At 41.6% G+C, this 18712-nt stretch carries 17 protein-coding genes; 1 reads left to right on the plus strand and 16 read right to left on the minus strand.

What is annotated here, in order from left to right:
* Window positions 1–8: 8 nt before the first annotated feature.
* From ACH63V_RS05610 to ndhC, 16 genes are all read right to left on the minus strand, one after another.
* On the minus strand, window positions 9–464 hold the full coding sequence (locus tag ACH63V_RS05610) for an excalibur calcium-binding domain-containing protein (protein WP_311086663.1): 456 nt from the start codon (window positions 462–464) through the stop codon (window positions 9–11).
* 158 nt (window positions 465–622) lie between these two features.
* Window positions 623–916, minus strand: coding sequence for a cold shock domain-containing protein (locus tag ACH63V_RS05615; protein WP_348888420.1), 294 nt, complete (start codon window positions 914–916; stop codon window positions 623–625).
* A gap of 114 nt (window positions 917–1030) precedes the next feature.
* Window positions 1031–1666, minus strand: coding sequence for a uracil phosphoribosyltransferase (gene upp / locus ACH63V_RS05620; protein WP_019457078.1), 636 nt, complete (start codon window positions 1664–1666; stop codon window positions 1031–1033).
* A gap of 100 nt (window positions 1667–1766) precedes the next feature.
* Window positions 1767–3263 (minus strand): NADH-quinone oxidoreductase subunit NuoN, encoded by a 1497-nt coding sequence (nuoN, locus tag ACH63V_RS05625; protein ID WP_002050422.1) that lies wholly within the window; start codon window positions 3261–3263, stop codon window positions 1767–1769.
* A 2-nt stretch (window positions 3264–3265) separates the two neighbouring features.
* Entirely contained in the window at window positions 3266–4864 is a 1599-nt protein-coding gene (gene nuoM, locus ACH63V_RS05630; RefSeq protein WP_019457080.1) for an NADH-quinone oxidoreductase subunit M, read from the minus strand.
* 1 nt (window position 4865) lies between these two features.
* Entirely contained in the window at window positions 4866–6755 is a 1890-nt protein-coding gene (gene nuoL, locus ACH63V_RS05635) for an NADH-quinone oxidoreductase subunit L (protein ID WP_263613020.1), read from the minus strand.
* Window positions 6752–7060, minus strand: a complete 309-nt coding sequence (gene nuoK, locus ACH63V_RS05640; RefSeq protein ID WP_000529822.1) for an NADH-quinone oxidoreductase subunit NuoK — start codon at window positions 7058–7060, stop codon at window positions 6752–6754. The genes nuoL and nuoK overlap by 4 nt, the downstream gene beginning before the upstream one ends.
* Window positions 7060–7578 carry an NADH-quinone oxidoreductase subunit J gene (nuoJ, locus tag ACH63V_RS05645; protein WP_014205902.1) on the minus strand — a complete coding sequence of 173 codons (519 nt, stop codon included), beginning with the start codon at window positions 7576–7578 and terminating at the stop codon, window positions 7060–7062. Before nuoJ ends, nuoK begins: the two co-directional genes overlap by 1 nt.
* Window positions 7578–8120, minus strand: coding sequence for an NADH-quinone oxidoreductase subunit NuoI (gene nuoI, locus ACH63V_RS05650; RefSeq protein ID WP_263613019.1), 543 nt, complete (start codon window positions 8118–8120; stop codon window positions 7578–7580). The genes nuoJ and nuoI overlap by 1 nt, the downstream gene beginning before the upstream one ends.
* Window positions 8121–8138: 18 nt before the next feature.
* On the minus strand, window positions 8139–9155 hold the full coding sequence (nuoH, locus tag ACH63V_RS05655; RefSeq protein ID WP_396462955.1) for an NADH-quinone oxidoreductase subunit NuoH: 1017 nt from the start codon (window positions 9153–9155) through the stop codon (window positions 8139–8141).
* A gap of 3 nt (window positions 9156–9158) precedes the next feature.
* On the minus strand, window positions 9159–11843 hold the full coding sequence (gene nuoG / locus ACH63V_RS05660; protein ID WP_263613017.1) for an NADH-quinone oxidoreductase subunit NuoG: 2685 nt from the start codon (window positions 11841–11843) through the stop codon (window positions 9159–9161).
* Window positions 11844–11854: 11 nt separating this feature from the next.
* Window positions 11855–13186 carry an NADH-quinone oxidoreductase subunit NuoF gene (gene nuoF / locus ACH63V_RS05665; protein ID WP_263613016.1) on the minus strand — a complete coding sequence of 444 codons (1332 nt, stop codon included), beginning with the start codon at window positions 13184–13186 and terminating at the stop codon, window positions 11855–11857.
* Window positions 13183–13692, minus strand: coding sequence for an NADH-quinone oxidoreductase subunit NuoE (gene nuoE, locus ACH63V_RS05670; protein WP_002050341.1), 510 nt, complete (start codon window positions 13690–13692; stop codon window positions 13183–13185). Before nuoE ends, nuoF begins: the two co-directional genes overlap by 4 nt.
* Window positions 13693–13705: 13 nt before the next feature.
* The gene (gene nuoC / locus ACH63V_RS05675; protein WP_396462956.1) at window positions 13706–15493 is read right to left on the minus strand and encodes an NADH-quinone oxidoreductase subunit C/D; all 1788 of its coding nucleotides are present in this window, start codon (window positions 15491–15493) and stop codon (window positions 13706–13708) included.
* An 84-nt stretch (window positions 15494–15577) separates the two neighbouring features.
* Window positions 15578–16255: an NADH-quinone oxidoreductase subunit B family protein gene (locus tag ACH63V_RS05680; RefSeq protein WP_002050353.1), complete on the minus strand. Its 678-nt coding sequence runs from the start codon at window positions 16253–16255 to the stop codon at window positions 15578–15580.
* A 6-nt stretch (window positions 16256–16261) separates the two neighbouring features.
* Complete coding sequence (ndhC, locus tag ACH63V_RS05685; protein WP_263613015.1) at window positions 16262–16813, minus strand: NADH-quinone oxidoreductase subunit A; 552 nt, start codon at window positions 16811–16813, stop codon at window positions 16262–16264.
* 425 nt (window positions 16814–17238) lie between these two features.
* Here ndhC and ACH63V_RS05690 point away from each other — a divergent pair, with 425 nt between their 5' ends.
* Window positions 17239–18660: a GGDEF domain-containing protein gene (locus ACH63V_RS05690; protein ID WP_396462957.1), complete on the plus strand. Its 1422-nt coding sequence runs from the start codon at window positions 17239–17241 to the stop codon at window positions 18658–18660.
* Window positions 18661–18712: the final 52 nt, after the last annotated feature.

Raw genomic sequence — 18712 nt, forward strand, 5'->3', positions numbered from 1 at the left:
CTGATCTTCTAATGCCATCTAGAATCATTTTCGCAGGGCTCACCGTCACGGTTCCCATCCATTTTAGTGTTCGGACAATTTCTTACAAACCAACGTGCCTCTTCTAAAGAGTGCATTTGGGAACAATACTCACGCCCATCACAATGAAAAGCCGATGTTTTATCATTTACCCGTTCCGGGGCTCTTTCAGATGTAAGTGCTAAAGCCTTTTTCGTTTTTTCAGAAAGCTGAACATCCGGTAACTTACCCAAAGCTGCGCGCTGTGCTTCAATAATCGTCTTCTGTTGTTGTATTAATAAATGCACTTTTTCATGTGATACACGCTGCTGAGCCTGCTGACGATAGTACAATACCGTGAAACTCACACATGCAACAATAACCAAGATGCCAACGATAAATATACTGATGTATTCACTTGAACTCAGCTTGAATTTGCTGCGTTTAATTTTTCCCCGTTGAATCATATTTCCCCATTTTTTAATCTTATTATTCATTCTTAAAAAATTAAGGGAAATTTATATCTCCCTTAATTCTAAATCACTTAATCTTTCTGAACGCATCAAAACACTTGTCTGATAAATTCATTACTTAAGTTTTTTAATATATTACATTTAGTTCATTATTAACGTCGGAAATTTGACAATAACTCACTTGTGATCGCTTTATTGTGATCCGCAATTTTATTCTTCTTGGTTTTCGCAGGGTTTGGATCAACACGCTCAATTTTGATTGCTTTAAATTTCCCCTGATTGTCTGCCGCAAGAAATCTCACTTTTTCATTTCTTTTCGGTTCACCTTCTGATGCAGGGAAATCAGAAATATGAAAGAAAATATCTCCTTCAGTGGTTGAAATAAAACCGAAACCCTTATCGGGATTATATTGTTTTACCCTTCCAGTATAAAACTCTTGTTTCATGATCTTTCCCCTACTTTTCCAATCCAGTCATTGCACTAAATAAAAAGAGACTTTCAATTCCGCCCTTAAAAACATACGGTTTGATGAAGTCTCTTTTTATCGTTATGTCAAAAATTAATCTTTTTGAACACTACCAAAAATCTTGTCACCAGCATCGCCTAAACCTGGAACAATATAACCTTGCTCATTTAAGCCATCATCAATAGATGCGGTATAAAGCTCAATATCAGGATGCGCTGCTTCTACCTTTGCAATTCCTTCAGGAGCTGCAACCAATACCATAACACGGATATCTTTACATCCACTTGCCTTTAACACATCAATTGCAGCAACCAAAGAGTTACCTGTTGCAAGCATTGGATCGATAATCATTGCAATACGGTTAGCAACATCTGGAACCAGTTTTTTATAGTAAGTACGTACTTCTAGAGTGGCTTCATCACGCTCCAGACCTAACACACTTACTTTTGCACTTGGAATCAGATTAAGCACGCCATCAAGCATACCGATACCAGCACGTAAAATCGGTACAATCGTTATTTTTTTACCAGCAATACGCTGAGTAGTAACAGTTCCAGCCCATCCATCAATTTCGCAATCCACAACTGGTAAATCTTTCGTTGCTTCATATGTCAATAACATAGTCACTTCTTGAGCAAGCTCACGGAAATTCTTAGTACTGATGTCAGCACGACGTAATAAACCTAATTTATGACGAATAAGTGGGTGACGAATTTCTTGAATGGCCACAGATGTTACCTAAAAATATAAAAACGTATTTATTATAATCTTTTTTTAACTATCAATAAAAAAAAGCCTCCATATTTGGAGGCTTTTTTGTACACAAGAATTATTGTTGTTGCGAAAGCATGAAATGTAATGGAGATAAAATTTCTGCTTTTAATGCCAAATTAATCATTGGATCTGGGTATACACCCAAAATAATAACTAATGCAGCAGCAGCTAATACCATCAAACCACCCACTTTTTGTCCCCAATGTGCATCAGCATCAATACGAGGAGTTTCAGGTGGAGTCATATACATCACAACCATCACACGTAAGTAGTAATACAAACCAATACCACTACCTACAATAATCATTGCAGCTAAGAACCAGTGTTGAGTCGTTACAGCAGCCATAACAACCAAAAACTTACCAATGAAGCCTGCTGTTAATGGAATACCAGCCAAAGATAACATCATGACTGTTAATGTTGCTGTAAGTACTGGACGACGCCAGAACAAACCGCGGTAGTCTGCAAGGCTTTGAGCTTCATCTACGTTGTTATATGGACTAGACATTAACGCTACTGCACCAAAGGCACCAATAGTTGTTAATACATAAGTCACCACATACACAGTTACGCTACCTAAGCTCGCATAAGTCATGCTGATTAAAGCAATTAACAAATAACCAAAGTGAGCAATAGATGAATAACCCAAAATACGCTTTAAGTTCACTTGGCGAACAGCGAGCAAGTTACCGACTAAAATTGACAATACAGCAATGATTGTCAAAACAGTCACTAGCGAGTTCACCATAATTGCGCCAGAAGCAAGCAAATAACGTACGAACAAACCAATAGTCGCAACCTTAGCAGCAGTTGCTAAGAAAGTTGCCATTGGAGCTGGAGCGCCTGCATATACATCTGGTGTCCATTTGTGGAACGGTGCAAGCGACAATTTGAATGCAACAGCAAAGATAATAAGTGCTAAACCTAATAACACCATTGGCTGTTTGATTGCGCCAAATAAAGCTTGAACCGAATCATAGAATGAAAGCGAACCAGTGTAAGCGTAGATATACGCCATACCCATCAACAACATCGCAGAAGCTGTTGCAGAAAGTACAAGGTACTTAATACCCGCTTCAAGCGATTGGCTACGTTGATATGTATAAGCAAGTAAGCCGTATACAGGAATCGACATTAACTCAAGGCTAATGAAGAAAGATGCATAGTGAGAACTTGCAACCATCAACATTGCACCTGCTACAGAAGCAAGTAACAGAAGATAGAGTTCTTCACGGTTGTCTTTATAAGTCTCGATGTAAGCATGAGACAAAGTACAACAAGCCAATGATGCAACTAAAATCATGAACTGATAGAACAAAGTAAATGGGTCAACCATAAACATGCCCATCACATTTGCCGGTACAAATTTACCGCCAAATAGTTCTAACAAGATATAAAGTGCAGCAAGGTTTAAACCGACAACAGAAGTTGTTGCGATTAAATTATGGTTACGCTTAATTGAAATGAGCAGCATGACGACGACTGTTGTCAACGCAACAATCATCACAGGTGCTAATGGCATGAGCGTAGAGAATGATACTGTGAAGTTCATGATTATTGGATCTCCACATGGTCAAGTTGAGTAGCTGTTTGCTGAACAGTTTCAACGACTTCTTGTACTGGCACATAACTATTGACCAACCACTGCATACTTGAATGAGATACATCCAAGAATGTTTGTGGGAAGATACCAAGCCAAACGAGACCAATCGCACAAATCATCAAAATAACAACTTCACGAGCAGATAAGTCTTTTAATGGACTAGTGTAGTGTTGCTTTTGTTCAGGGTTTGGCTCACCAAATAAAGCACGGTGAATCAAGATCAAGCCATATAAACCTGCAAATACAAGGCTGATAGAAGCAAGAATCGTGAAGGCAGGATATTTATTAAATGAACCCATCAAAATCAGGAATTCACCAATAAAGTTACCTAAACCTGGCACACCAACAAGAGCAGCTACGAAGAACATTAAGAAGAATGGTAAGTATTGGAGTTGACCACGAAGACCACCCATCAAACGCAAATCACGTGTATGCAAGCGCTCGTAGATTTGACCAGACATAATGAACAATGCAGCAGATGACAAACCATGTGCCAACATCATGATCATTAGACCTTGGAAGGTCAAAATATTACCTGCATAGATTGCAAGTAAAATGAAGCCCATGTGTGAAATCGACGTATACGCAAGTAAACGTTTCATGTCAGTTTGCTGGTAAGCACACCAAGCACCGTAGAAAATACCAATCAAACCGAAAATAATCGCAATATCTGCAAACTGTGCAGAAGCTGCCGGGAAGAATGGGATTACGAAACGGAGCAAACCGTACGCTGCAGTCTTAATCAAGATACCAGCCAAGTCTACAGAACCCGCTGTAGGAGCTTGAGCATGGGCATCTGGTAACCAGCCATGTAATGGGAAAACTGGTAACTTCACTGCAAAACCAATAAAGAAGCAGATCATGAAACCATACGCGAAGCCAGCAGGTAAACGATTCGCTACAGCTAATAAATAGTTGTAATCAAAACCGATCATACCAGTCATCATGTAACCATAGACCACAAGGCCAAGGATACCGATTAACATCACTAAACCAGCGATTTGCGTATATAAGAAGAACTTAGTTGCAGCGTAAACACGTGAACGGCCGTTTGAACCTTTATGACCCCATAACGCAATCAAGAAGTAGATTGGTACAAGCATCATCTCCCAGAAGAAGAAGAATAGGAACAAATCGATTGCCAAGAACACGCCAATAACGCCACCTAAACTCCATAATAAGTTTAAGTGGAAGAAACCAACGTTCTTTTGAATCTCACCCCATGAACAACCAACAGCAAGTACACCCAGTAAAGCTGTTAACAACACCATGAGTAAAGACAAGCCATCCACTGCTAAGTGAATGCCAATACCGAGAGATTTAATCCACGGTAAATAGAACTCAGCTGACCAAGTTGGGACTTTTGAGCCCAACTCGTAGGTATAAGTACCACTTTGCCAAAGTGCAAGACCTAAGCCCAAAGTAATGAGCATACCAATTAAGGCAATCCAGCGTGGCAAAGTTTTGTCGAGTTTATCGACTAACCAACAAGTAAAACCTGCAATGAACGGAACAAGGATCAGCGCGGGTAAAATTAAATTGTTTTCCATTTTATTTCCCCACTACCTGAATAACGATCAAGATCATCAATAACACCACTACACCGAGTGACATGCTTGATGCGTATTCACGCAATGAACCTGTTTGACGTGAGCTTGTAAAACTGTTTCCGCCTTTAACAAGCGCAGGAAGCACAAGCCACAAGCTATCAATTGGATCACGACCAAATAGTTTGGCGAAGAATAAATAAGGTTTAACAAAAACGATGTCATACAACGCATCGAAACCAAATGCAGTACGACAAATATGAGCTAAGCCAGCACCAAGACTTGTTTGAGCAAACGACTTCACTGCACCGTAAGCAAATGCAAACAGACCAATACCAACTGCTAAACCAGCAAGCGCGATACCTACTGCTAAATGCTCTGCCCCATGCATGCCTTCTACAAATTGTTCAGCAACATGGAATTCAGGAATTTTTGCTGTATTTAAAATACCAGCGACCGGACCTTTTAGTGCAGCGCCTACAAAAGTAGACAATACAGCTAAAATACCTAATGGAGCCCAGTAAGTTGCACCTTTAATCTCATGGTAATGTGTATTTTCTTTACCGAAGAATACAACCCAGATTAAACGGAAGGTATAAATTGAAGTCAGGAACGCACCTGCTACACCAGCCCAATATAAGGTGTGGTATAGAGCAATTGATTGACCTTGTACCCAAACTTCACCAAGAATCGCATCTTTTGAGAAGAAGCCGATTGTTAAGAATGGAATCGCTGCTAATGCACCGCCACCAATCGCGAAACATGCAAATAGGAATTTGTTTTTGTAGAACAAACCACCCATTTTGAAAATATTTTGTTCGTGATGGTAAGCAAGAATAACCGCACCAGAAGACAAGAATAATAATGCTTTGAAGAATGCGTGAGCCAACATGTGGAACAAGCCAGCTTGATATGCTTCTGCACCGACAGCCATAAACATATAACCAAGCTGACTCATTGTTGAGTAAGCCAAAATACGTTTGATGTCTGTTTGTACAAGAGCAGCAAAGCCTGCAACTAATAAAGTTACAGCACCTGTTACCGAAATGAATTGCATCACTTCAGGTGCAAGCTCAAATACGCTGAATAGACGGCAGCATAAGTACACACCAGCCGTTACCATTGTTGCTGCGTGGATTAATGCAGAAACAGGTGTTGGACCTGCCATCGCATCTGCCAACCATGTTTGCAATGGAATTTGAGCAGATTTACCAGCAGCACCCAAGAACAACATTAATGCAGTCCAGATGGTAAGTGACGAGCTCTTCGTCATTACTTCTGCTGCGTGTTCAACGATGTACTGAGTATTCAGCGTACCAAATTGTTGGTAAAGCAAGAATAAAGCGATAAGTAAGAATACGTCACCTACGCGGGTAACTGTAAATGCTTTGATCGCTGCCCAACCATTTGCAGGGTTTGCATAATAGAAACCGATGAGCAAGTAAGAGCAAAGACCTACGCCTTCCCAACCTAAGAATAACAACGCCAAGTTGTCGCCCAATACAAGCACAAGCATGCTTGCAACGAATAGGTTGAAATAAGAGAAGAAACGCGCATAACCTTCTTCACCACGCATGTACCATGATGCAAAGATGTGGATTAGAAAACCAACACCAGTGATCATGCCCATCATGAGTAAAGATAAGCCATCTAAATGTAAGCTAATGCCAGGAGCGAAACCACCAACATTGAACCATGTCCAAAGGTTTTGAACAAAAACCTGTTGGCCGCTGTTGGTAAATGCCATACCAGCAATCAATGCAAATAATGCAGATAAACCTACAGAACCCACACCAATAATTGCTGCAACATTTTCAGAGAGCTTATCACGCCCTGCCGCCAATAAAATAAAACCGATTAGCGGAAATAATACTGTTAGATATAAATAACTCATCCGCGCATCTCACTAGCAGCATCCACATCCAAATGATGGAAGCGATGATAGAACTGAAGGACAATCGCAAGACCGATACACGCCTCTGCTGCAGCAAGGGTTAAAATCAGAATGAACATCACTTGTCCATCTGGTTGTGCCCATACGCTACCCGCAAGAACGAATGCTAACGCAGCAGCATTCATCATGATTTCAAGGCTCATTAACATAAATAGTAGGTTGCGTCGCACCATTACACCGTAAAAACCGAGTGCAAAAAGAATGGTTGCAACAATCAAACCATGTTCTAAAGGGATCTGGCCCATTATTCTTTTTCCTCTTCTGCACCTGGTTCACGTTTACCTAAGTGGTATGCTGCAACAAGGGCTGCTAGCAATAACATCGCGGCAACTTCAACCAATAATAAGTAGTGAGTAAAGAGCGCTTGACCAACAACTTTTGGTCCAATTACTTGTGCTCCAAGTGGTGCAGAGATGGTTGTATATTCGCCACCAAGCATCCAAACTAAAAGCAAGCCAAGTAAAAAGCTCATGAGTGCCGGATATGCCCAAGCATCTGAAGAAAGCCATTTACGCTCTTGTTCTACAGTGTGTTGCCCTAAGTTAAGCATCATCACAACGAATACGAACAAGACCATAATTGCACCAGCATAAACAATGATTTCGAGGGCGCCGGCAAACGGCGCACCTACGATCATGAAAATACCAGCAACAGCAAGTAATGAAACGATCAGACTAAGCAATGCATGTACAGGGTTCGTGTTAGTCACTACACGAACCGTAGAAACGATGGCCACGAGCGCCATCAAATAAAACGGCCACATCATGGTAATAGACTCCGTACATCGATTGGTGCACTTTCTTTTTGTGCTTGACCTTTCTCTTTACCGTTAATTGCCATACCGGTTACGCGGTAGAAGTTGTAGTCTGGGTATTTACCTGGACCTGAAATGAGTAAGTTTTCTTTCTCATAAACAAGGTCTTGACGTACGTATTCGCCTAACTCGAAATCTGGAGTCATTTGAATCGCTGTGGTTGGACATGCTTCTTCACACATACCGCAGAAAATACAACGAGAGAAGTTGATACGGAAAAATTCCGGATACCAACGACCATCTTCTTTTTCAGCTTTTTGTAATGAAATACAGCCAACTGGACATGCAACCGCACAAAGGTTACATGCCACACAACGCTCTTCCCCATCTGGGTCACGCGTCAACACAATACGACCACGAAAGCGTGGTGGCACAATCTGTTCAGCCGGTACTTCTGGATATAAAATCGTGTCACGTTTACGCGTTGCATGGCTAAATACCATAAACAACGAACGTACAATCGATCCGAATCCAGCTAGAAATTTATACATTTTGTACTCCCTGCTGTCCTAGGCCTGATTCATCAGAATCACAGCACCAGTCACTAACAAGTTGACCAACGCCAATGGCAAACAAATTTTCCAACCAAAGTTCATGACTTGGTCATAACGTGGACGCATTAAAGAACCACGTGCCAATACAAACATCATTACGAAGAATGCTGTTTTAATCACGAACCAGAATACTGGTGGAATAAATGGAATTTCTAAATTGAATGGCGCTAACCAGCCACCAAAGAATAAAGTCACGATTAATGCAGAGATAAGTACAACGTTTACATATTCAGCAACGAAGAACATACCCCATTTCATACCGCCATATTCAACATGGTAACCTTCAGCCAATTCTTGTTCTGCTTCAGGTTGGTCAAATGGGTGACGGTGAGTTACCGCAACACCTGCAACAACGAAAATCAAGAAACCTAAGAACTGTGGAATGATGAACCAAACATCACGTTGTGCTTCAACAATTTCACGAAGGTTAAATGAACCAGCAATTGCAACCACGCCCATTAAGGAGATACCCAAGAACACTTCATAAGAAATGGTTTGAGCAGCTGAACGTAAGCCACCGAGTAATGAATATTTGTTATTTGATGCCCAACCACCGAATAACACTGCATAAACCGCAATACCTGCCATTGCCATAAAGAACAACAGACCAATGCTCATGTCTGCAACACCCAATGCAGGGCTTACAGGAATAACCATGAACGAAAGCACCGCAGTTGCCATCGCAACTGCCGGAGCTAAACGGAAAGTTAATTTATCAGCAAATTTTGGTGTCCAGTCTTCTTTGAACATGATCTTAAGCATGTCGGCAACGATCTGGAACATACCACCAGGACCAACACGGTTTGGACCATAACGGTCTTGCCACAATGCAAGCAAACGACGCTCAATAAAAGACATCAACGCTGCAACTAAAACTACAACAAGCAAAATCACAACTGCTTGAACAACTGCGTAAGCAATTGGCCAGTTCTCAGCCCAAAGTGGCGTTTGACGTATAATTTCTTGATTCATGAATTACACTCCTAATGCCACTGAAACAGGCTCAGCTAAGGATACTGTCGGTGCTAAACCAACTGGGTAACCGATATAACCTGTAGGTAAATATTCAATTACTTGTACAGGTAAGCTCACTGTAGTTTCGCCTGCTTTAACTGTAATACGTTGGCCTTCTTGTAGATTCAAACGCGTTGCGTCTTGTTCGCCCACAGCAAATACAGCTTCAGGAATACGAGTTTCCATTGCAGGTGTTTTAATCGTGAATTCACCAGAACCAAAAATGTGGTGCATTGGTACAAGACGGAAGCTTTCGGGGTTTGCAACTACCGCAGTTGGAGCAACATAGCTACGTGCTGGACGTTTTGCTAAACGATCGAATAAACGAACGCCTGAATCACCACCTTTTAAGTGACCGCCCACTTCATCTTGGTATTTGTTCCAAGATTGTGGAGAGTTCCAACCTGGAGCCCACGCAAATGGTACAAGTGAAGATGCTTTTTGTGGACCTACATAACCTTCCATAGAGAATGTTAATGCTGAGTCTGGATCTGTTGGTTGCTTAGGTTCATGAACCGATAAAGGTGCACGAATTGCTGTACGACCAGAATAACGACGTGGTTCACGCGCAATTTTCAAACCATGTACACGGTAGCCTGCATCTGGTGCAACGTCTTGAATTGCTTCAAGTACCGGAACATTTTTAACGATAGTTTCGATAACGTCATCAAGCAATGTCCAATCAACTGGCTTACCTTTAAGACCAGTTTCAATGGCATGCAACCAACGCCAAGATTCTTTAATCGCGTATTCAGGCTTGTAGTAGCTTGGATCGTAAACTTGATAGAAGCGTTGTGCACGACCTTCTTGGCTTACAACAGTACCATCACCTTCGGCAAAGCTTGCTGCTGAAAGAACGATATCAGCCTGTTTCACAGTTTCTGTTTCGCTGTGATCAAGCACGATTACCGTTTCAGCTTTATCAAGTGCTGCTTTAACTTGAGCAGCTGGTAAACGACGGAACAAGTCATTTTCAACAATAACAAGTGTGTCGTAGTCTTGAGCAAATGCTTGTTCAAGGCTTAAACCACCAAACAATGCTAAGCCCATAGAGTTCACTTCAGGAACTACAAGACTTAAACCAGCTTTTGAACCAAGGTTTTGCGTTAACTCTGCTGCCGCTTCCATAATTGAAGCATCTTGCAAGCTCGTACCCGCAATAATTAATGGTTTGTTTGCTGCTTTTAAAGTGTCTGCAATAGTTTGAGCAAATGCTTTTGCATCGTCATCCAAACCATTAACTGTTTCACCTTTAACTGCCGCAGCAACTGCAAAACCTAAACGCGCGATGTCATTTGGAGATGCAACAACTTCACCAGTCGCAACATCGGCAAGACGAGTTTGAGTTGCAGCCAAAATATAGATCGGAGATTTCGCTTCCTGACCAATACGTTGTACAGGCTCAGCCAACCAATCTGGCGTACGTGTTTTTGCAGCCATTTCGCGAGCTTTGTTTTTCGCAGCTTGACGAACTGACAAAGCCATACGTGGTGCAGTTTGAGTTAAATCTTCACCCAAAATTAATACTGCATCATAGCTTTCAATTTCACGCATGTTCGGGTTGTAAATGCCCTCTGTTTGCATGATTGAAGCAGCAAGTTCAACAAGACTTTGCTCTTTTTGTGCAACACCTGTTGAGTAGTTTGCTTGGCCTACAAGTTCACGTAATGCATAGTTTGATTCTAAGCTTGCACGTGGTGAACCAATACCTAAAACTTTTTTACCTTCAAGTTTCGCAATCGCTTGATCTAAAGCTTGGTCAACAGAAACAGTTGCTACTGTTTCACCATTACGGAATTGAGGTTGACGTGGACGATCTGCACGGTTTACATAACCTGTGCCAAAACGGCCTTTGTCACAAAGGAAGTATTGGTTAACCGAACCGTTGAAACGGTTTTCTACACGACGGATTTCGCCATAACGCTCACCCGGAGAAATGTTACAACCCGAAGAACAGCCATGACACACGCTTGGTGCATATTGCATGTCCCATTTACGGTTATAGCGTTCTGAGTGCGTCTTGTCGGTAAATACACCTGTTGGACATACTTCAGTCAAGTTACCAGAGAATTCAGACTCTAAAGTACCTGATTCTGGACGACCAAAGTAAACACGTGAAGCATTGGCAAACACACCAAAGTCTGTACCGCCCGCATAGTCTTTGTAGTAACGAACACAACGGTAACAAGCAATACAACGGTTCATTTCATGCGCGATAAATGAGCCTAGTTCTTGGTTGTAATGTGTACGCTTAGTAAAACGGTAGCGACGACGGTCATGACCAGTCATTACAGTCATATCTTGTAAATGACAGTGACCACCTTCTTCACACACTGGACAGTCGTGTGGGTGGTTGGTCATTAAGAACTCAACGATAGATTCACGAAAATCCGTTGCTTCTTTGTCTTCAATCGAGATATAGGTATTGTCAGATGCTGGTGTCATACATGACATCACAAGACGTCCGCGCGTATCTTCAGGATTTGCATACTGAGTTACGGCACATTGACGACATGAACCAACAGAACCTAAGGATGGGTGCCAACAAAAATACGGAATATCAATGCCAAGGGATAAACATGCTTGTAGCAAGTTTTCTGATCCATTGACTTCGTACGATTTTCCATCGACATGAATTGTAGCCATAGTCGAATCCCTTAAGCTTGTTCTACGTTGCTAGTTTGCACGACAGGACGATTCGTCACTTTCGCTTCAAACTCGCTACGGAAATGTTTGAGTGCGCCCATAAGCGGCTCCATCGCACCTGGTGCGTGGGCACAGAAAGTTTTACCAATCCATAATTTACGAGTAAGTTCTTGTAAATGGTCGATATCTTCTTTCTTACCTTCACCTGTCTCAAGTGCTTTAAGCGCTTTAACAGCCCATGGCAAACCATCACGGCACGGTGTACAGAAACCGCATGATTCACGCGCAAAGAATTCTTCAAGATTACGGGTCAACGACACCATACATTGGGTCTCGTCTACCACCATCAATAAACATGTTCCTAAACGAGAACCTGCTTTCATAATGGTTTCAGCATCCATTGGTAAATCAATGGTATCTGCAGGTAAAAAGTCAGTTGACGCACCACCTGGTAACCATGCTTTAAGCTTTAAGCCTTCACGCATACCACCAGCATGATCTTCAATTACTTCACGTGCAGTCGTACCAAATGGTAGTTCCCAAAGACCAGGGAATTTGACTTTACCTGACGCACCATAAATCTTAGTGCCTGGATCTTTTGATTTACCAGCTGATAAACCGATATACCACTCTGGACCACGAAGCATGATTGCTGGCAAGTTGTTATAAGTTTCAACGTTGTTCACAATCGTAGGACGACCCCATGCACCAGCAACTTGCGGGAATGGTGGTTTAGTACGTGGGTTAGCACGGCGACCTTCAAGCGAGTTAATCAATGCAGTTTCTTCACCGCAGATATAACGACCTGCACCAGTGTGCACGTGTAACTCGAAGTTCCAGCCAGAACCTAAAATGTTGTCACCTAAGTAACCTTTAGCGCGAATTTGCTCAAGCGCTTCATTTAGGTATTGAGCAGCCTCGATGTATTCACCACGAATGAAGATATAACCTTGAGTTGCTTCTAGGGTATAACCTGCAATCAACATACCTTCGATCAATTGGTGAGGAAGTTTTTCCATCAACAAACGGTCTTTAAAGGTACCTGGTTCCATCTCATCGGCGTTACAGATTAAGTAACGTGGACCACCATCATTTGGCGCCATAAGAGACCATTTGATCCCTGCTGGGAAGCCTGCACCACCACGACCTTTTACAGTTGCAGCTTTAATAACGTCTAACACTTCAGCAGGTTTCATGCCTAATGCTTTTTTAAAGCCCGCATAACCTTCGAGTGCTTCATAGTCATCAGCGCTACGTACTGCTTCTTGTTTGCTTAAACGCCAAGTCAGTGGATGAGTTTCCGGATTACCGTCGCCATAAATTGGTTTTGGTTCAGTATTCATACATACTTCTCCAATAACTGTTTGACTGATGTCACTTCAACTAAACCGTGAGTATCTTCATCAATCATTAACGTTGGGCCTTTGTCACAGTTGCCTAGACAGCAAATTGGGAGCAGTGTAAAACGACCATCTTGTGTCGTTTGACCAAACTGAATACCTAATTCGCGCTGGAATGCTTCAGCTAGTGTTTCAGCACCCATTAAGAAGCAAGCAATTGAGTCACAAAGCAAAATTACGTGACGACCTACAGGTTGGCGATAGATACGGTTGTAGAACGTTGCTACACCCTCTAAATCTGCAACACTAATCGTCAATAATTGTGCGATGGCGTTCATTTGAGCATCATCTACCCAACCATTACGGCGCTGTACGCACTTTAGTGCATCTAAAGAAGCTGCACGTGGGTATGGATAGTGACCAATGTGATGTTCAATTTCATGGATTTCTTCAGCAGTCAAAATCCCTTCAACATTCACACGTGGTTTTTTATCAGTCAGAATCATCATTTTGCGTTACCCCTTAGCGATCCACGTCAGCCATAACCACGTCAATGGTCGCCAGATAAATGATTAAGTCAGATACCAAACTGCCGTTAATCACTGAAGGCATTTGCTGTAAGTGAGTAAACGTCGGTGTACGAATACGAGTACGATAACTCATAGTCGATTTATCTGAAGTCAAGTAGTAAGTACTCGCACCTTTCACAACTTCAGTCATGAATGATGATTCACCAGCAGGCATGACAGGACCCCATGACACGCTCAAGAAGTGCGTAATCAAGGTTTCAATATCTTGTAACGTCTTATCTTTTGGTGGTGGCACAGCCAATGGGTGATCCGCTTTATATGGACCAGAAGGCATGTTATCCAAACACTGTTTGATAATTTTGAGTGACTCAGTAATTTCACGGAAGTGAACAAGCACACGAGCGTATGCATCGCCTTCATACTCAACTGGCACATCAAAATCGAAGTTTTCATAGCCACTGTATGGACGATATTTACGAACGTCAAAATCAATACCTGTTGCACGTAAACCAGTACCAGTTACACCCCAAGCAAGCGCAGATTTTGCATCGTATTGAGCAACATTACGTGTACGACCAATAAACACAGAGTTTTTAAGTGCAGCTGTGTAGTATTCGTTCAAACGTTTTGGCATCCACTCTAACAAGTCTTTAACAAGTTTTTGCCAGTTGTTTGGAAGGTCATGTGCTGTACCACCAATACGGAACCATGCTGGGTGCATACGGTAACCCGTGATTGCCTCAACAATGTCGTAAACTTTTTGACGGTCTGCGAACATATAGAATACTGGTGTCATACCACCGGCATCCTGAATTGCCGTACCACAGAATAACAAGTGGTTATTAATACGGAACAATTCGTTCAACATGACACGAATCACTTGCGCACGTTCAGGAACTTTAATACCTGCCATTTGCTCTACAGCCATGACATAAGGCATGTTTTGAGCACAACCACCTAAGTAGTCAACACGGTCAGTATAAGGAATGAAAGAGTGCCATGTTTGACGTTCAGCCATCTTTTCCACACCACGGTGGTGATAACCGATATCAGGTACACAGTCCTTCACTTCTTCGCCATCTAACTGCAATACAACACGGAACGCACCGTGCGCAGATGGATGGTTAGGGCCCAAGTTCAAGAACATGAAGTCTTCGTCAGCGTTACCACGCTTAAGACCCCAATCTTCAGGTACAAAGCGTAAGTGTTCCTGTTCAAAATCTTGCTTCGCTTTGTCTTGCATGTACGGCGTATATTCTGTCGCACGTGCTGAATATTCTTTACGAAGCGGGTGACCTTCCCAATACGTTGGCAACAAGATACGACGGAGCATTGGATGCCCTTCGAAATTGATACCGAACATATCGTAAGCTTCACGTTCATACCAGTTGGCATTTGGCCAGATATTTGTCGCTGTCGGGAGGTTAAGATCATTTTCGTTCAAGGCAACCTTGATACGAATGTCACTATTACGCTCAAGCGATAATAAATGATAGAACACAGTGAAGTCAGATGCTGGTAAACCATCACGATGTTGACGTAAACGCTCATCCATCGCTGATAAGTCAAACAGCATTACATAAGGACGTTCCACTTTACGCAGGAACATGAGGACTTCTTGCACGCGTGCGCGCTCAACCCAGACTGTTGGAAACTCTTCAAAAGTCGCCTGCACATAGAAGTTCTCACCAAACTTGGTTTTGAGCTCTTCTACGATTGCAAATGCTGGGCGTGAATCAACTGGTGTTGATTCTGGCATAGCAATGTCAGTTTCAGCCATTGGCTTGGCTTCCTATTTAATACAAATTCTGTCAATTTTCTCGATGAACATATCGGTTAGATATGTCAAAACACCGTCAAAAAATTATTTAATCTCATCCATAGAGCGTAAGTTTTTAACGGCAATACGCTGCGCATTCTTACGATCACGTTCTGGCATCATCTTTGGCTTATACACTGGCTGAAGATCATCACCAATCACGGCAGAAAGCGGGCGTCGCTCTAATTGAATCTGGTCTTGCAAAAGCATTAACGCTTGGATTAATGCTTCAGGACGAGGCGGACAACCTGGGACGTACACGTCAACAGGAATAATTTTGTCTACACCTTGTACTACTGAATAGATGTCGTACATACCTCCAGAGTTTGCACAAGCACCCATCGAAATAACCCATTTAGGTTCTAACATTTGTTCATACAAACGTTGAATAACCGGAGCCATTTTTACAAAGCAGGTACCTGCAACAATCATCAAGTCAGCCTGACGAGGTGAAGCACGAATAACCTCTGCACCGAAACGGGACAAGTCATGCACGCCTGTTAAAGTCGTTGCATATTCAACGTAACAACATGAGGTACCAAAGTTAAATGGCCACAAAGAGTTTTTACGTCCCCAGTTTACTGCTGTATGCAAGACATCCTCTAAGCGAGTCATGAATACGTTTTTATTCACTTCCTCTTCTAGCGGATCAGTCACGATTTGACGTTCTTGCAATGGGTATTGATCAGCATCCGGATTCGCGCGGGTCAGAGTATATTTCATCCCGACTTACTCCTTTTCAGATGACAATGCAGGTGTAGTTTTTGACTTAACACGACCTGATGATTGGGCTGGAATCTGGCCTGTAGGGTCAGTTACGAGCTCTTCAATAGAGTTAAAGCGTGTAATTTCAGCAATGTTCATTGATGGTGAACCGACTTTAATCTTCTCACCAGCTGATTTACGACGATCTGCCGGTGACCAACTTAAGGCACCTACAGAGAAGGCATAAACAAGCGCAATTAACAGGTCAACGACAAAGATCACAACAGTGGTATATCCCAACCACCCTACTTCACGCACCGAAGTAGACCATGCATAGAGGTAAAGTGCCTCTAAGTCGAAAACAACGAAGAAAATTGCAACTAGATAGAACTTTGCAGACAGGCGAATGCGAGCGCCACCAGCACTCACGACACCTGATTCAAACTGCTCTTGCTTAGCACGTCCCCACGATTTTCCCCCGAGGAGTAAGGGAACTGTGAGCATAAAGACGCAAAGAAATGTAACGCCGATCACGAAGGCGATAATCGCCCAGTCGTATGGAGTAATGGCACTCATGCGGGGATAACTCCTGGCAGGCCTATTATTTAACAAAGAATGTATGTATTGGCCTTTGAATACACCAAACACAAAATTAATCCCGCCAATTGTACCTGATTTCTAATTTCGCATGCTAGTTGAAGCGTCTTAGTCTTTTGGATGATTTTCTAATCAAAAGTATTCATCTATGTCTTGTAGAGGGGGTTTCACCGTTCATAATCGGTTTATTTGATAGTTTTTATACTTGTGATGATTTTTTTCATTTTTTGATTTTTAATATTATTTGAACAATTACTCATTTGGTCAAATTAAACAACTTACTTTTTTATAATATTAGGCGGTTTTTTATTGTATTCATCTTCTGCTCTGAATTATGATGAATGTTTAATCATGCATAATAGTTATTACTCTTGGATAAGGGTATTTATCATTAAGGGCAGCTGATGCCATACTCACTTCGTGAACTTTCATTTTCTTCCTTCTTGAAATTTTTTCTCTTATTTACTGTCATTATTTCAATATGCTGCTTCATTGGAATTGCGTCTCGCCCACTTAGTTTTCTTGCCTTTTTCTGGCCTGCCAATTCGGTTCTACTAGGATTACTTGTTCGTTATCCTCAAACACGTAAACTCGGTACTTTTCTTGGTGCGTATACTGGATATGTAATTGCCGATCTTATTCAAGGCACACCCTTTTTACTAACTATTATTCTAACCACTTCTAATTTTCTTTATGTGGTTACCTCTTTAACGCTATACCTTTTTTTAAATCAACATATTAAAGCTGCTCATCGTGGCTATTCTTATCTATTTTTATTTGCATTATGCGGAATTGGCAGCTTAGTAGGCGCTTATTTTGCTGCAACTTTTGTACCGATGTTTAATACCAAATTTATGCTTGGCAGCTTTTGGGCCGAATTTGGTTACTGGATGACTTCCGAATTACAAAATGCCCTACTTCTACTCCCTATACTCATAAACTTTCCTCCTTACCCTCAAATAAAGCGTTATCTTAAGGGTAATCGGCAACATATAACTACGATTGATTTATTACCCTTTTTGGCGGTATTAGTTTCAATTGTCGTAAGTTATTACGACTCAGGACCGGGTTCTTTACTCTACCCTATAGCAGCCTTAACTTGGTGTGCTATACGCTATAAACCAATTATTGTGGCACTGATTACCTCATTTACCAGTGCTTATACTATTTATCATGTCTCTGGACATTATTTATTACTTTATCCAAATGAATACTTAAGCAATACCATCTCAATTCGTATTGGATTAATTATGATGACGCTTGCACCTCTTACCGTTTCTAGTATTAGTGCGCTTCATTCTGATTTAATTCAAAAATTACAACATGCAATTGCCCATGATGAACTCACTTCGAGTTTAACTCGACGTCAGTTTTTACAATCAGTTCGTCTACTTCAGGAAAAAGTACAAAAGGAAAATAAGACCTCTGCATTTTTTATGTTGGATGTCGATCACTTTAAAAAAGTGAATGATAGTTATGGTCATTTGATTGGTGATAGAGCCTTACAAACCTGTGTAACCACCATACAAAATATTTTGCACCCTCATGACTTACTCGGTCGTTTTGGCGGTGAGGAATTCGCAATTTTTATTCCAGACACAACTAAAGAAGCAGCTTTTGAACTTGCAGAAAGAATACGCATTAAAATTAGTCAGCAACCCATTTATGTCTATGGCAAATTACCTATTTTTGTACAGGTCAGTATTGGTATTAGTTTATATTCTCCAAACTACCATCGCCCTATTGAAAGCTTGTTTAAAGAAGCAGATGACGCACTCTATCAAGCAAAGCGCCAAGGACGTAACCGAGTTTTTATTTCTTTGTAATATTTTCAAGTCATCATCTAGTGTAATGAATTTTATACAATAACTTCTGTTT

Source organism: Acinetobacter sp. ABJ-A23_2, assembly GCF_044538765.1.
GTDB classification, from domain to species: domain Bacteria; phylum Pseudomonadota; class Gammaproteobacteria; order Pseudomonadales; family Moraxellaceae; genus Acinetobacter; species Acinetobacter nosocomialis_A.

Coding starts and splice junctions, on each gene's coding strand:
- ACH63V_RS05680 (WP_002050353.1), bottom strand. CDS start 16,255: ATGAAATATACTCTGACCCGCGCGAATCCGGATGCTGATCAATACCCA.
- nuoN (WP_002050422.1), bottom strand. CDS start 3,263: ATGAACTTCACAGTATCATTCTCTACGCTCATGCCATTAGCACCTGTG.
- nuoH (WP_396462955.1), bottom strand. CDS start 9,155: ATGAATCAAGAAATTATACGTCAAACGCCACTTTGGGCTGAGAACTGG.
- ndhC (WP_263613015.1), bottom strand. CDS start 16,813: ATGAGTGCCATTACTCCATACGACTGGGCGATTATCGCCTTCGTGATC.
- nuoK (WP_000529822.1), bottom strand. CDS start 7,060: ATGGGCCAGATCCCTTTAGAACATGGTTTGATTGTTGCAACCATTCTT.
- nuoL (WP_263613020.1), bottom strand. CDS start 6,755: ATGAGTTATTTATATCTAACAGTATTATTTCCGCTAATCGGTTTTATT.
- ACH63V_RS05615 (WP_348888420.1), bottom strand. CDS start 916: ATGAAACAAGAGTTTTATACTGGAAGGGTAAAACAATATAATCCCGAT.
- nuoJ (WP_014205902.1), bottom strand. CDS start 7,578: ATGTGGCCGTTTTATTTGATGGCGCTCGTGGCCATCGTTTCTACGGTT.
- nuoM (WP_019457080.1), bottom strand. CDS start 4,864: ATGGAAAACAATTTAATTTTACCCGCGCTGATCCTTGTTCCGTTCATT.
- nuoG (WP_263613017.1), bottom strand. CDS start 11,843: ATGGCTACAATTCATGTCGATGGAAAATCGTACGAAGTCAATGGATCA.
- nuoF (WP_263613016.1), bottom strand. CDS start 13,186: ATGAATACTGAACCAAAACCAATTTATGGCGACGGTAATCCGGAAACT.
- ACH63V_RS05690 (WP_396462957.1), top strand. CDS start 17,239: ATGCCATACTCACTTCGTGAACTTTCATTTTCTTCCTTCTTGAAATTT.
- nuoI (WP_263613019.1), bottom strand. CDS start 8,120: ATGTATAAATTTCTAGCTGGATTCGGATCGATTGTACGTTCGTTGTTT.
- nuoE (WP_002050341.1), bottom strand. CDS start 13,692: ATGATGATTCTGACTGATAAAAAACCACGTGTGAATGTTGAAGGGATT.
- ACH63V_RS05610 (WP_311086663.1), bottom strand. CDS start 464: ATGATTCAACGGGGAAAAATTAAACGCAGCAAATTCAAGCTGAGTTCA.
- nuoC (WP_396462956.1), bottom strand. CDS start 15,493: ATGGCTGAAACTGACATTGCTATGCCAGAATCAACACCAGTTGATTCA.